Annotated in this window: 14 protein-coding genes; 6 read left to right on the forward strand and 8 right to left on the reverse strand. The window is 51.7% G+C overall.

Features of this window, described 5'->3' with window-relative positions:
- Positions 1-99: 99 nt before the first annotated feature.
- From ACEXOE_RS14225 to ACEXOE_RS14260, 8 genes are all read right to left on the reverse strand, one after another.
- Complete coding sequence (locus tag ACEXOE_RS14225) at positions 100-549, reverse strand: hypothetical protein (protein WP_394749482.1); 450 nt, start codon at positions 547-549, stop codon at positions 100-102.
- Positions 549-980 (reverse strand): hypothetical protein, encoded by a 432-nt coding sequence (locus ACEXOE_RS14230; RefSeq protein WP_394749483.1) that lies wholly within the window; start codon positions 978-980, stop codon positions 549-551. Before ACEXOE_RS14230 ends, ACEXOE_RS14225 begins: the two co-directional genes overlap by 1 nt.
- A gap of 4 nt (positions 981-984) precedes the next feature.
- Positions 985-2,223 (reverse strand): DUF2586 family protein, encoded by a 1,239-nt coding sequence (locus ACEXOE_RS14235; protein WP_394749484.1) that lies wholly within the window; start codon positions 2,221-2,223, stop codon positions 985-987.
- Positions 2,223-2,786, reverse strand: coding sequence for a hypothetical protein (locus ACEXOE_RS14240; RefSeq protein WP_394749485.1), 564 nt, complete (start codon positions 2,784-2,786; stop codon positions 2,223-2,225). The genes ACEXOE_RS14235 and ACEXOE_RS14240 overlap by 1 nt, the downstream gene beginning before the upstream one ends.
- 11 nt (positions 2,787-2,797) lie before the next feature.
- A complete protein-coding gene (locus ACEXOE_RS14245; protein WP_394749486.1) occupies positions 2,798-3,283 on the reverse strand; it encodes a hypothetical protein in 486 nt (161 codons plus the stop codon).
- An 82-nt stretch (positions 3,284-3,365) separates the two neighbouring features.
- Positions 3,366-3,791: a TIGR02594 family protein gene (locus ACEXOE_RS14250; RefSeq protein ID WP_394749487.1), complete on the reverse strand. Its 426-nt coding sequence runs from the start codon at positions 3,789-3,791 to the stop codon at positions 3,366-3,368.
- 56 nt (positions 3,792-3,847) lie between these two features.
- Entirely contained in the window at positions 3,848-4,537 is a 690-nt protein-coding gene (locus tag ACEXOE_RS14255) for a hypothetical protein (protein ID WP_394749488.1), read from the reverse strand.
- A 242-nt stretch (positions 4,538-4,779) separates the two neighbouring features.
- On the reverse strand, positions 4,780-5,910 hold the full coding sequence (locus tag ACEXOE_RS14260; RefSeq protein WP_394749489.1) for an ATP-dependent Clp protease proteolytic subunit: 1,131 nt from the start codon (positions 5,908-5,910) through the stop codon (positions 4,780-4,782).
- Between the two features lie 250 nt (positions 5,911-6,160).
- On the opposite strand from ACEXOE_RS14260, the gene ACEXOE_RS14265 reads away from it, so the two are divergent.
- The 6 genes from ACEXOE_RS14265 to ACEXOE_RS14290 are packed head-to-tail and all read left to right on the forward strand — an operon-like array spanning position 6,161 to position 13,341.
- Positions 6,161-6,586: a hypothetical protein gene (locus tag ACEXOE_RS14265; protein ID WP_394749490.1), complete on the forward strand. Its 426-nt coding sequence runs from the start codon at positions 6,161-6,163 to the stop codon at positions 6,584-6,586.
- Positions 6,586-8,121: a hypothetical protein gene (locus ACEXOE_RS14270; protein ID WP_394749491.1), complete on the forward strand. Its 1,536-nt coding sequence runs from the start codon at positions 6,586-6,588 to the stop codon at positions 8,119-8,121. Before ACEXOE_RS14265 ends, ACEXOE_RS14270 begins: the two co-directional genes overlap by 1 nt.
- 1 nt (position 8,122) lies before the next feature.
- Positions 8,123-8,557 (forward strand): DUF1320 domain-containing protein, encoded by a 435-nt coding sequence (locus tag ACEXOE_RS14275; RefSeq protein ID WP_394749492.1) that lies wholly within the window; start codon positions 8,123-8,125, stop codon positions 8,555-8,557.
- Positions 8,558-8,559: 2 nt separating this feature from the next.
- Positions 8,560-11,007 (forward strand): phage portal protein family protein, encoded by a 2,448-nt coding sequence (locus tag ACEXOE_RS14280; protein WP_394749493.1) that lies wholly within the window; start codon positions 8,560-8,562, stop codon positions 11,005-11,007.
- Positions 11,008-11,012: 5 nt separating this feature from the next.
- Positions 11,013-12,842, forward strand: a complete 1,830-nt coding sequence (locus tag ACEXOE_RS14285) for a tape measure protein (RefSeq protein ID WP_394749494.1) — start codon at positions 11,013-11,015, stop codon at positions 12,840-12,842.
- Entirely contained in the window at positions 12,835-13,341 is a 507-nt protein-coding gene (locus ACEXOE_RS14290) for a phage virion morphogenesis protein (protein WP_394749495.1), read from the forward strand. Before ACEXOE_RS14285 ends, ACEXOE_RS14290 begins: the two co-directional genes overlap by 8 nt.
- The last annotated feature ends 1 nt before the right edge of the window (position 13,342 follow it).

Here is a 13,342-nt window from a genome sequence, read left to right on the forward strand (position 1 = left end):
CCGGGAGTTCTTCGGGAAAGGGTATCTTAAAATGGTAGGAAAGCAATGCCGTTATCTTCCTTACCAGATCTTGGTTCTGGAGCCTGTTCAAGGGCAGGCTCAGGCCTCCCCCAGGTCCCCTTCAAGGAACTGGATGATACCGTTGGCCTGTATGGCGGCCGTATCGGCTATATTGCCGGAGGACTTTAACCTTTCATCACCGCCGAGCCAGCAATTGTTGCGAAGGAACTCGCCGCATTCCAGGACCTTGTTCTGGCTGTACATGGACATGGCCGTGGCCTTGTGGTTGCGCGAGGGCTCCTTCAGATAACCGATCGCGGTGTCGATGGCTTTTCCCTCATCGTCCTTGTTCACGACCACCGTAAGCTTGTGCACCTTACCGTGCTTCTTTTTCCATTCCGCGATCTGTTCGGGCGTAATATTGCCCTCTTGTGTTTCTTTTGCCATTGTTTTAGCTTTTATCTTTTTATCCAATTGTTTAATGGTATCCCCTGGAGATACCTTGATTCCCATTTCTTTGGCCAGGGCCCTTTTTTCAGGTAGTCCCATCAGGCGTTAAAATTTATGTTGAAGATGAAAAGGGGCACTTCGAACATCAGGGCATCGTTACTGCCGCTCTCGCCGGAGCGTCCGTCCTTTTTCATTTTACATCCTTGTAGGGTATGGGAGACCTGCAGACCGAGATCGTCCACATAACTGATAGAGATCGGGAAGGGAGGGATGTCCTTTATGGTCTTTCCCGGCGGCAGTTTGCGCTGCAGTTGATCCAGGAACTCCGAGGTAAAGGTTATGCTCCCTTCGTTCACCTCGTCACCTTGCGTATATCCCACCGCCTTTTTGGTGCCCATGACCTTTACCGGATCGATACTGTCCTCGGTGGAATAGTTGACCGCTTTTACATGGCCCTCGGCGCTTACGCCCAAAAGGTCCACGTGCACATTCGTGTAATTCCTGTATTTGTGGTTTATGAGTATCGGCATGTCTTTACGTATTTGAAGGGTTATTGAAACCTATTTTAAGATTGATCTGGCGTCCGATGGCCACGGGCACAGCGGAGAGGGATACTTCCAGCCGAGAGGTCGACAGCACGTTCTGATCGGGGTCGATGTAACATTCCACCCCTCCGGACAGGTCGCCATCGGCCACCAATTGGTCCTGTGAGGCTATCGTGGACGCTTCCATTTCCTTTATCGTGTTCGGGGCCAACTTACCGCTATCGGGATCTACAAAGAGCCTTCCCTTTACGCGGGGCAGGAGGGCGGCCCGAGCGGCCCGTATCATTTCGTTTATCGTCCTTACGTTCTCAACATATGCATAATCCCCTTCGATATCGCTACAGGTGTGCATATCGACCAAAAAGTAACCGGCAATCCCGGAAACGGATGTGGCGAAAATGTACCCTTTTTCGTTAAGGGCGTCAAGATCCGTATCGTTATAGCTATCGATCGGGTTTCCCGATGATAGCCCGGCCGAAATAAAGGCCGTTTCCGCGACATCGGTAAGGTTGAACCCTTGCGTGAGCTCTCCCGCGTTCTGCCCTACAAATGCCGAGCTTACAAGTCCGAGCACATCGCCGATCGCGGCATATCCGGCATACCTTGGGTCACTGGCACTAATATCGTTGTCCGCGGCGATGACAACTGAAACGTCGGCGGCATCCGCTGCAAGATCGCGAAGGTCGCGCAGCGCGCTGGTCGTGCCCGTCAGACTTCGCCCTTCCAGGAAGATATGTGCGAAACGGTCCTTGGAGAACTCATGGTCCGCCAACTGTTGCGCCACCGGTATCGCCGCCAGGACATCTGAATCCAGCCCGTCCTCGATCGTTGGAACATATGTCGCATCGGGATTCAGGGCCACCATGGCCTGTCTTATTTCCCCGGCCTTGGTCCTTAGAAGTTTTTCCAGGTATTCCTGGTCCTTGTCCACGATATCGGCCATGGCCACGTTCTGGGCCACTGGCATGAAATGCAGCGTGCCCGATGGGTTCCTGAGGAAGAAGCGCTCTATATGGTGATGGACCAGCACCTTATTGGAGCTATCATATTCCGCGTTTAGCTCCAGGGCGTTCGCATCGGCGGTGCCCCTTAGTTCATATATTTCCCCGAGTGTCATCTTGGGCGTAGCGACGGCCTGCATTACCGCCCCGCTTATCATACGTTGTGAAGGCTGCCTTCTTCCCAGGCCGCCGTTCCCTTTCTCTATGGTCAATCCGGGTCTGGCCATTATTTCTTGGGTTTTGGTTTAACTTGGTCCTCCAGCGCCGCCAATAGGCTCTTGGCTTCCTGGTGTGCCGAAGTTTCGGCCTTCAGCTGCTCCGTGACATCTTTAAGGGACGCTGTCTCCGCCGTCAACTTTGCGTTCAGCCCCTCGATCTCGTTGGACTTTTCGGTAATGGCCTCCATGTGCGCTTCCAATTCTTCCTTTGCTTTTTTATAGTCGTCCCATAAAAGGATCGCTCCGGCAATTGACTTGGGGGTCTCCGTGTCCACGGTTATGCCGTGTTCCCCGCCTTCAAGTATCTTCTCGACCATCCCGATGATCTTATCCTTTTCCAGGATCTCGTGATTAGCAGCCTCCAGCGCGATGACCAGATCGTCACCATTTTTGTCCAAGGGAGCGCCGTTACGAAAAAAAGTGACGGGGTCCTCCTTGAGCCCCCTTTCCTTTTTGTGGTTTTTGGCCGAATCCTCGTTCAGGAACAATTGCCCGTCCGGACTCACGCAGACCATATCTTTTCCGGGATGCGCCTTAAAATAGTTCAAGGCCAATTTTTCAAGTTCTTTCATGTATATGATTTTTATTTCCGTCTTCTACGGATGATTATGTAAAATATTGCAAGTCCAAATGCCCCCGTGGCCACTGCAATTCCAAGCCATAGGAAAGGCTTTGCCCATCCGGGCATCCTGTTCCTCTCCAGGGTATTGGTTATCTCGGTCTCCGTGTTGCGCTCGGTCATCCGGTTTATGATATCCTTGTAGATCTGTACCGCGGCCTTTAGCTCCTTGCACTCGCAGGTCGCGCTGATGCTGTCCCCCTTCCTTTGAAGGGTCAGGGTGGCCGAGCCTGACCTTCGGATCACGGGGCGCTCCGAGAGTTTGTCCAAAAGTTCCATCAGTCCGACCGTATCCCGTTCCCGGGCCACGACCACCGTATCGATGACCTGTCTCTGGGTCCAGACCGAATCTTTCACCGTTGTCCTGGTGTTCGACTCCTTTGGTAATAGTTTTGCCCCGCCGCATCCCGATAGGGATATCAATAGGAGCAGGATCATTAGTTTTTTCATATCGAAGGATTTCTTTTATGGCCCCGATGGTCATTATGAGACCGATGAGTATTAAAATTTCAGTTCTTTTCATTGTGCCGACCTAAATGCGCCTAAACTCCAGGAGCCTCCGTTTTGGATATGTCCTGATGTTCACCTGGTTCGACTGGTTGCCACCGAGGATGTGGATGTTATTTTCATCTTCTGAGATGAAGATGCCCACATGGCCCTTCCAGCTTTGGGGGCTCTCCCTCCAGAGGATGGCAACGTCCCCGATCTTTGGTTCGGCCACGCGCTCCCCGACATCCAGCCAGCTCCGTGCATTCAGCTTTCCGGTGTGCTGGCATCCGGCCTCAAGGGCGACCCAGTTCATGAAGGCCGAGCACCATGCGGTTTCGTCCTTCAGCTGGGAACCGTCAAAACCGATCACATTGAAATATTTTAGGATCTCGGGATTGTCCTGTTGTCCCCTGATTTCGGTGATCCCGTATTGCGTGAGCGCTATGTTTACCAGTGCAAGTCTTTTCATATCCCCCCTTTAGGGTACCGGCCACTTGCGATAAGTGGGCCGGTCCTTGTTATTTTTTATTCGTTCCCCGAAACAATGGCCCCGAAACCGTATTCCTGTTTCTTGTCCGTAAGCCCGTAGGTCTGTAACCTAAAGGTGCTCTTCGGATCCGAACCTTCCGTATCCAGGGTCTCGGGCTTGTAGAATATCTTCACCTGGTTCACGTGGTGCACCGTATTCTTGGAGTAGAAGAAAGTGGAAGCGTTCTTATCGGTCACGTCGGCGGCCGCATCGAAAGCCTTGAGCACCCCTCCTGGCGTATATTTTACGTTGGCAAGGTTGTGCCACAATTTCAGCGTATAGAAGCGCTCCAGCATTCCGGTGGCCGGATTTATCACGATATCGCGATAGTTCTGTGTATTCGCCCTATCGAGTATCAGGTCCTGTTGGTGCTCATGGCACAATTGTAGATTTTTATATAGGGGCATTAATCCCGGTAACGCCTCTACAAGGCCATAGAACTGGATAAGGTCCGCATAGGTCAGCCTTCTCCTGGCCATCTGCGTACCCGGATTCACTACTGCCCCCGTGGTGCGCAAAACGGGCATTGCTCCCGGGGTATCCTGTACGGGTGCCAATTTGGTCAGTGCATAATCGCGTACCCCGATCTTCCAGCTCTCGGAATGTTTTACACGAACGGCACTGCGCTTGTCAAAGTTCAATGACCTGATCTCCGCATCGTCGACCTCGGTCGGGGTCGTGTCCATCTTGTCCCATGTGGTGATGTTGCGCTCGGTGCCCATTTTACTGGCCACGAAATCCTGTGTGTTGTTTACACGGAATTCCACATTGTTGATAAGCTTGTTGCGACGGATTCCATCTGCGGAGATCGCAGCCTGCGGTGCGGGTTCCAAAAGTTTGATGAAAGCATCGTCATAGTTCCTGAATTCTTCCAATAATTGTGGGGCGACGTATCTGTTGAGCCATACCCCGGTCTCGTTTGATGCCATTATGCTTGTGGGTTAAATTTTTTGTTAAAAAGTTCGTTGTATACATCGATGTGGTCATCGTGCAACTTGGCAAGGCCATTGGGGTCTTCATCTTGCCATTTATCATAGTTCCAGGTTTCACGGCCCTTCAATATTTCAGGGGTGTCCTTGGCGTTGGGGTCTTTGGGATCCGCAACGATGCCATTGGTAGGATCTACCTTTCCGGCCATCCTGTCAAGGGATTTGGCCACTAGGGCATAGTTCTCCACGGCATCCGCCATGGTCTGATCTTTTTCGGCAGGGGTTATCTTTCCGGCCTTAAGGGCCGCTTCCACCAGCACCGTGGCCTGGGACTTTTTGAAATCGTCCAGCGCCTTTACGGCCTCGGTCTCGTTCTTTGCGCTTGCAAAGACCTTCTCCAGTTCGGCCATAACGGCGTCGTCACTGGAATTCTCCGTCAGGCCGTTCTGCAATGATGCAGCTCCCAACATGGTAAGGATTCTATTCTTCATATATGTATCGCTTTGATTTTCTTCCGTTGTTCGGGCAGGAACTTTGCCGGTCTTGGTATGCTGCTCTGCAATGGTGTTCGATACCCCTTCGAACATATTTACAAGTTCCTCTTCGGAGGCGTTCTCCACGGTTTTGGGAGGGGCCTTACTGGTATCTATGATGGTATCGATCAGATTGGCCGCCTTTGCCTTTTTTGCATCGAACCAGAGGTTGATGCCACTTTTCATCCAACCCAGGACCACCTTTTTTTTCTTGCCCGTGCGCTGGATGAACTTATCGACGATCTTGGCCTCTTCCTGGTCCACCAGATCGGCATAGGCGCGTATCTGTCCTGATTCGCCACCGATATAGCCGGTCACCTTATGGGTCATGATACGTGCATATTTGTACGATGAGCGGGTGTCGCAAGATTGTAGTATCACGCCCGCCATCGATGCCGCCATACCGGTCACCGTCCCATGGAATTTTATGGGACTTACCTCCATGTATTCGCCTATGGTCATGCCATCGATGGTAGATCCGCCTCCGGAGTTTATAAAAATGTCACAATCCTCGACACCGTCCTCTTCCATTTTCTTAATAGATCGGAAAAGCGATTCGGAGTTGACCTTCCAGCCCCCAATGTATCCGGTCATCATTATGAGCGGCCTTTCCACGCCGTTGCGGATTTTGAAAACTTCCTTTATGTTATCCGACATTCGATGATGGTTTTATAGGTCAAGACCTAATTTCATGACAAATATGTAAGTGTTTTTTATCAAACACAAACAGTTTAATTACATAATGTAATTTATTCTTACAAGTATAAATCAGAATTTACATATCGTAACAAAACTGTTAGGAAATGGGTCGCGGCGTGCGCATATTTGCGTAGCAATACATCGATATATGGCAGGAAAAATGACATTGAAGGACAAAAGGGCAATGGCCGAGGAGCTCTTCATGAACACCGAAAAGAGCCAAAAGGAAATAGCCCAGATCGTCCATGTCACGGAGAAGACCATCGGAAAATGGAAGGATGCGGGAAATTGGGAAATTTTAAGGCAGGCCCGCACCGTAACGGCCAACAATATCATAACGAACCTATATCAAAGGGCATACGAACTATCCTTGGAGGGGCAGGTCGATGCGGACAAACTCTCCAAGATAGCGTCTTCCATTGAAAAATTGAGCGACCGCAGGGTCACCATAAGCAGCATCATAAACGTGTTCAAGGATTTTACCGGGTGGGCCTATGGTGAGGATCCCGAAATGGCAAAGGCAATAAACGATCTACAGCGAAAATATGTGGATCATAAATTGAACGAGGGATAATGGCGCAGCGCATTGTAAAGAGGGACTACGACGAATGGTTGGAATTCTGCAGGAACGTGCAGTCGATGTCTTCCGTATCCCCCGAAGAAGATGAGAGGGCCAAACAAAAAAGGATAAATAGGGCGCTCAAGGACTATAATTTCTATGTAAAGACCTATTTTCCGACCTACGCGGATCATGATTGTGCCCCCTTCCATATCGAATTTGCGAACACTTGCCTGGCCGATCCCAATTTCTTTGGGGTTGCCGAATGGCCAAGGGAACATGCCAAGTCGGTTCACATCGATATATTCATACCTATGTGGCTTATCGCGCATGGCGAACTGGACGGTATGATACTGATGGGAAAGAACAATACCGATGCCTGTAACCTATTATCGGACGTACAGGCACAATTACAGTTCAACGAACTGTTCGCCCATGATTTCGGGGAGCAGTACAATTTTGGATCCTGGGAGGATGGTGACTTTACCACGAAGGATGGCGTACGGTTTATGGCGTGTGGCCGAAATCAGTCGCCGAGGGGAGCCAGGAAAGGGGAAAAAAGGCCCAACTATGCCGCCATAGACGATATAGATGACGACGAGATCGTATTGAACCCGAAACGTGTGAAAAAAGTAGTTAAGAACATTTTTGGGGCCCTTTTCTTTGCCCTTGCCATAAAGGGAGGTCGTATGGCGGTAGGCGGCAATCGGATACACTTCAACAGTATACTGGCCAATATCGTGGGGGATATCAAAAAGGGGATGAAAAAGAGAAAAGGGATCTTCCATTCCAAGATCTATGCGATCATGGACGGACGGCCCGCCTGGAGCAGGTATACCCTACAGGACCTTAAACGAAAAATGGATGCAGCCGGTCCGGTTCTGGCGGCACAGGAATTTTTCCACAAAACTGAGATAGAGGGGGATATATTCAAGAACAAATATTTCAATTGGCGCCGTACCCCGCATTGGGCACAGTTCGAGGTGATCGTAGGGTACTTCGACCCTTCATTTGTGAATACCCCGACCAGTGATACAAAGGCCGTAAGGGTCTGGGCCCTAAAGGGTTTTAAACGTTGGTGCCTTAAAAGTTTTGTACGGCGATGCGAACTAGAGGATGTATTTAGATGGATGGTCAAGGTAGAAAAAAGCCTGCCATTGGGCGTTGGGATACTCTGGTATATGGAAAAGCAGTTCATAAGCAAGGAGATAACCAGGGCACTACGCAGGGTGATCAGGGAAACCGGGCACAACCTTTCCATTATTACCGATACCCGGTCGAAGCCCAACAAGTATACCAGAATGGTCCGAATGGAACCGGAATATTCTTCCGGAAATGTCTTTTATAATATTGAGGAGGCCAATGATCCGGATATGATCGAGGGCAACCTGCAGCTGAAGGGAATCGAGCCTGGATACACCGGTCCGGATGATTCCCCGGATGCCGATGAGGGGGCCTGGCACATCCTGGACAAACACCTCGATCTTACCGAGATCGGAGAGGACGATGTTAACATAGGCCGTCACGAGCACGGCGAAAACAGATATTGATATGGCATTTTTAAGACCGGAGGACTATACCGTCCAGATAAGACAATGGGTCACCAACATCCTCACCGATGGGGGCGACACCATACTGGAGCGCGCCGAGATGAGCGCCCAGGAGGAAATGGAATCCTACCTGAACGCCCGATACGATGTGGCAAAGGTGTTCGATCCCGAACAGGTCGAAGGGGATAGGAACGCGCTCGTGGTCATGTACATGGTGGATATCGCCGTGTACCACATGCACTCCAATATTACGCCCTCGGATATCCCGGAGATACGCAAGGATAGGTACGATAATGCCATGGCATGGCTCAAAAAAGTGGCCGATGGCAAGATAACCCCTAACCTTCCACAGCCCGAAATTCCGGAAGGAGAGGAAGATCCCGGAAGTTTCGAGTTCCAGGGCGGTAGCAATGATAAAACAAGCTTTAGATATTGATCATGGGAAATAACTTGATAAACGATGTCCTGGATTACTTCTCGCCGGAGGCCAGGTCCAGAAAGAGACAGGTGAACAATGCAGTGATAAAGATGGTCGAGGCCATACGTTCACAGCATTATATGTACCGCAAAGAGATCGCGGAATGGCGCACGGCCACATATCTGGCAGAGCTTCCGGAAGAACCAAGACGAAAAAGGCTCATGGATCTCTACAAAGAGATAATGAAGGACGCATTTATTTTCGGGCGCGCCGAGACACGTAAGCTCAGGGTCAGCAATAAAAAACTGGTCGTCAAGAATGCAGACGGAGATATCGATACCGAAAAGAGCAAGCTCATGAAAAAGGGCTGGACAAGGAAGCAGTCCAAGTATAATATCGAGTCCATATACTACGGTTTCACCCTCTCGTATTTCAAGGATCTGGACGACGACGGTTTCATCAAATCCGTGGATATGGTATTACGGGACCATATCGTTCCCGAGACCTGTGAAGTGCTCAGGAGCCCGGAGGACAAGAGCGGTACCCGTTTCGATCAGGGACCGACCGAACCATGGACCATATTCGTGAACCATACCCATACCCTTGGGCTATTGGACAGGGCGGCACCGTTATATATCTTCAAAAAACATTCTTGGCAGAACTGGGACGAGTTCGAGGAGCGTTTCGGGATCCCGATGCGCATCGCCAAGGTCGCCAGTCAGGACAAAAGGGTACTAAAGGAGATCGACAAATGGCTAAAGGATCTGGGAAGCGCGGCATACGCACGATTTCCGGAGGGCACCGAGCTCGACATCAAGGAAACTTCGACCCAGGATGCCTACAACGTGTTCAACGAGAAGCGTAAGGCCTGCAACGAAGAACTGGCCACACTCTTCGATGGCCATTTTGAGACGGCAAAGGATTCGGGATCTCGGGCAAAGGCCGGGGCCCTTATAGAGAGCAACCAGGATCAGATCACCCTGGACGATGAGCAGTTCAACCTTGATACATGGAACGATATCATTTTGCCAAAGCTCACACAGAGGGGCTACCCCTTTATAGAGGGCGATCACATCGACTACGATGAGAACGTGGTGTCCACGCCCAGGGAAAGGCTGGAGATATTTCAGGGGGTAAAGAAATTGGGATATAACGTGGATCCGGAGCAGATAGAATCCGAGCTCGACGTTCGCCTGGTAGAACCCGAGCGACCGCCCGGAGGCAATGATGGAGGCACCCAAGACCGGATCGAAAATTTTAATGTGCCCCATGGCCATAGCTGTGGGGCGCACCCGGCGGATTACCGCATCATCGATCATAACGTAAGGGCCATGCTCTCCGATCATGAAGAGCGCCTTTTAAGGGAGATCTACAACGGGGACGTAAACTGGAACTTTCGTGAATTCGAAAGGTCGCACGGGAGATTGCTCCAGGGGCTCATGTCCGGCCTTACCGATATCGGGACCGATTTCAAGGGCGACGACCACAGGATGGCATCCATGATGAGGGCCAACGTCCACCGGTTCGGGATGGACAAAACGACGGCGGAGATCTTCCAACTGAACGAGATCCTTAGGGATCCCGACGTGGACAGCTTCGAAAAGTTCCGCGACCGTGCCCTGAAGGTATTCCCGAACTATAACCGCCGATGGCTTCGCACCGAGTACGATCAGGCCGTACTTGTGGGCGAAATGGGCCAGCGGTACCAGGAAATGATCAGGGATATCGATGTGGCCCCTTACTGGAGGCTCGTGGCCGTCCTGGACGATACAACGACGAACATATGCCGTAGCCTGGACGGAAAAGTGTTCCGTAAGGACAATCCGGAGACCTGGAGGTTCCTCCCGCCCAACCATTGGAAATGCCGATCGGACGCCGAGGACGTGATCGACCTGGTGGACGACGACGAAGTGCTCGACCTTCGCGGTGCCATAGCCAACGATCCCGAAGCATGGGAGGCGCAGCGCAAGAGCGGCCACGATGTAAATTGGGGGGATTCCGGACAGGTATTCTCAGCATCGCAGGGGTACCTTAAAAGGGTGTCCGGGGTACCATTGGATACGCTTAATTTCGGATATGCCGATTTCGGGCTCCCAAAGGTTCTCAAAGGGCGTTCAAATGCCCCTCAAAGGGCGTTTGAATGGGAGGATTCGATCGATGCCAACGGCATGGTGGCCATCTTGGATAACGATGGCCTGCCAAAGTTCGTCAACGGGGTCCTGTTGGGATCTCTGGAGGATAACCTGGCCAATGCCCTTCCCGATGTGATCGGAAAACCAATGGAGGTCTATTGGATGGAGGATGCCGGGAAGATGGTATATGTATATATCAAGGTGTACAGTGATGCGAACATTGTGGTCAGGGTAGAATTTTCACGCGTGGACGCAGCGCAGGTCGTTTCGGTCGAAGAGGTCCGGGACCTGGAGGAGAGCAGAAAGGGATTGTTAATCTATAGGGATACAAAATGAGGGGATTGAAATACGCATTGGACCTTGCGGACAGGACATTTGGAAGTACGATAAAAAAGGCCAGGGGCTATACCAAGGGCCTGGACAACGCAGTGGGAAAGGTTACCCGTAAGTTTAGAAAAATGGGACGCCAGGGAAAGAAGAGCTTTGACGGTCTCTCTCGATCTGCCAAAAGGGCGGCAAGGGTGGTCGCTGCCGTGTTCCTGACCGGGCAGGCCATCGCATTCGCAAAGGAGATCACCAACGTTGCCGCACGCTTTGAGGGCTTTGAGAACGCCATAGAGTTCGCCTCCGGAAAAGAGGGGGCAAAGAACCTACAGTTCGTCAGGGACACCGTAAACCTCCTCAATACTGACCTGGAGGCATCCTATAGGGGCTTCCAGACGATCACCGGTTCGCTCAAGGGCACTATCCTGGAGGGCCAAGGGGCAAGGGATATATTCGAGGGCGTTTCCATAGCGGCTACCACCATGAACCTATCTGCCGATAATCTCAATGGGGCGCTGCTGGCATTCGGCCAGATAGCCTCCAAGGGCAAGGTCCAGGCGGAAGAGCTCAGGGGACAATTGGGCGAACGGATACCGGGGGCCTTCAATATCGCTGCAAAAGCTATGGGCGTGACACAGGTCGAGCTCAACAAAATGCTGGACCAGGGCAAACTGTACGCCAACGACTTTTTACCGAAGTTCGCCGCACAGCTCAAAAAGGAATTTTCCGGCGGGCTCGAGAAAGCGGCCAACAGTATGCAAGCGGCCATAAACAAGCAGAACAATGCCATCATAAGCTTTAAGAGGAGTACGGCCGACTTCCTTCGTCCGATGCTGATCGGTGCACAGCTGGGCATCGGGAAGATCCTGGGGCACATCGAAAAGCTGCTCCCTAAACTGGAACCGCTAAAGGGTGCCTTCTACGATCTTTTGATATCGATCTCCCCCATATTCGATGCCCTTGGACGTTTGGGCGGAAAAATGGGGGGCACAAGTGGCATCATCGATTCCCTGGCAACGGGGATCAGGGGACTTGCGGTGGTTACCGAGATCCTTGCGACCGGCCTCGCGGGCGTGATCGATTTCCTGGGGCCATCCCTACCGGTACTGGCGGGAGTGGCGGCCGGATGGTGGGCCGTGAACGTCGCCATGTACGCCAACCCGATAGGGCTCGTCGTGCTGGCCATCGTGGCCCTAGTGGGAGCGGTGACCTATGCCTGGCAAAAAGTGGGATGGTTCCGCGGGGGCATCATGGCCGCCTGGGAAGCCATCAAAGGCTTTGGTGAGGCCCTGAAGACCGCCGTTGTCGATAGGTTCAAGGAGATGCTCCAGAGCATTACCGGGATCGCACGGGCCATAAAACTTTTCTTCAGCGGCGAATGGGAAGAAGCATTCAAGGCCGGAAAAGAAGCGGCCGATAAGCTGTTCTCCAGAAAAACGGGAGACGCATTCATAAAGGACATGAAAGGGGTCGGGAAAAAATCGTCCGATGCCTATTTCGAAGGGGTCAGGCAGGCGCAAAAGAACCAGAACGCCCCCAATGCCCTTGACGGGATATTGAAGGGCCTTGCACCGGGGACGGCAAACTCCAAGTTCCTTGGGGGCACGGGCGGTCCTTTGGGAACGGATCCGAAAAGCACGCCCAGGGCAGCTCCGACCGGTGGCGGATCAGTGGCCGGCTCAGGTGGACCTGCAAACAAGCATACCACTTTCAATATCCAGAGTATGGTGCAGAACCTGACCATCCAGACCACCAATATCACAGGCTCCCCGTCGGATGTCAAGAAACAGCTCGAGCGCGTGTTCCTGGAACTGATCGCCGATCTAGAACTACGGGCAAATGGCTGATAACAACGCGCAAGAGCTCGACGAGCTAAGAAGGAAGTTCCTAAAGCTGAAAAGGACGCTGCCGCGCAAGGCGGGAATAAAAGCGGTCAATTTTTTCAAAAGGAACTTTAGGCGCGGAGGTTTCGTGGACCGCCCCTTCAGGAGATGGAAGGAGAGCGGCGACAAACGAAAAGGGGGAAAGACCCTGGTACGATCCGGTAGGCTGCGCAGGAACATCAAGATACTGCGCATCAACGGGACCAAGATAACGATCGGAGTGCCCAAGAACATCAAATATGCCCGGATACACAACGAAGGGGGAAAGATAAAGATAACCCCAAAGATGCGCCGAAAATTCTGGGCCATGTACATCGAGACGGGCAACGATATGTACAAAGGAATGGCTCTTACGAAAAAAACGCATATAGAGATACCACAGCGACAATATATCGGCAATAGCAAGGCCCTGGAGGTATCGATAAAAAGACTATTGGTAAAGGAACTTAAAACATTGGAATAAT

The organism is Spongiimicrobium salis, from assembly GCF_043678055.1.
In the GTDB taxonomy this organism is placed as follows: Bacteria; Bacteroidota; Bacteroidia; order Flavobacteriales; family Flavobacteriaceae; genus Spongiimicrobium; species Spongiimicrobium salis.

Bases quoted from the DNA above. Each gene is read 5' to 3' on its own strand.
- ACEXOE_RS14265 (WP_394749490.1), top strand. From the start codon at position 6,161: ATGGCAGGAAAAATGACATTGAAGGACAAAAGGGCAATGGCCGAGGAG.
- ACEXOE_RS14260 (WP_394749489.1), bottom strand. From the start codon at position 5,910: ATGATGACCGGATACATTGGGGGCTGGAAGGTCAACTCCGAATCGCTT.
- ACEXOE_RS14250 (WP_394749487.1), bottom strand. From the start codon at position 3,791: ATGAAAAGACTTGCACTGGTAAACATAGCGCTCACGCAATACGGGATC.
- ACEXOE_RS14270 (WP_394749491.1), top strand. From the start codon at position 6,586: ATGGCGCAGCGCATTGTAAAGAGGGACTACGACGAATGGTTGGAATTC.
- ACEXOE_RS14290 (WP_394749495.1), top strand. From the start codon at position 12,835: ATGGCTGATAACAACGCGCAAGAGCTCGACGAGCTAAGAAGGAAGTTC.
- ACEXOE_RS14280 (WP_394749493.1), top strand. From the start codon at position 8,560: ATGGGAAATAACTTGATAAACGATGTCCTGGATTACTTCTCGCCGGAG.
- ACEXOE_RS14225 (WP_394749482.1), bottom strand. From the start codon at position 549: ATGGGACTACCTGAAAAAAGGGCCCTGGCCAAAGAAATGGGAATCAAG.
- ACEXOE_RS14245 (WP_394749486.1), bottom strand. From the start codon at position 3,283: ATGAAAAAACTAATGATCCTGCTCCTATTGATATCCCTATCGGGATGC.
- ACEXOE_RS14240 (WP_394749485.1), bottom strand. From the start codon at position 2,786: ATGAAAGAACTTGAAAAATTGGCCTTGAACTATTTTAAGGCGCATCCC.
- ACEXOE_RS14230 (WP_394749483.1), bottom strand. From the start codon at position 980: ATGCCGATACTCATAAACCACAAATACAGGAATTACACGAATGTGCAC.
- ACEXOE_RS14255 (WP_394749488.1), bottom strand. From the start codon at position 4,537: ATGGACACGACCCCGACCGAGGTCGACGATGCGGAGATCAGGTCATTG.
- ACEXOE_RS14275 (WP_394749492.1), top strand. From the start codon at position 8,123: ATGGCATTTTTAAGACCGGAGGACTATACCGTCCAGATAAGACAATGG.
- ACEXOE_RS14235 (WP_394749484.1), bottom strand. From the start codon at position 2,223: ATGGCCAGACCCGGATTGACCATAGAGAAAGGGAACGGCGGCCTGGGA.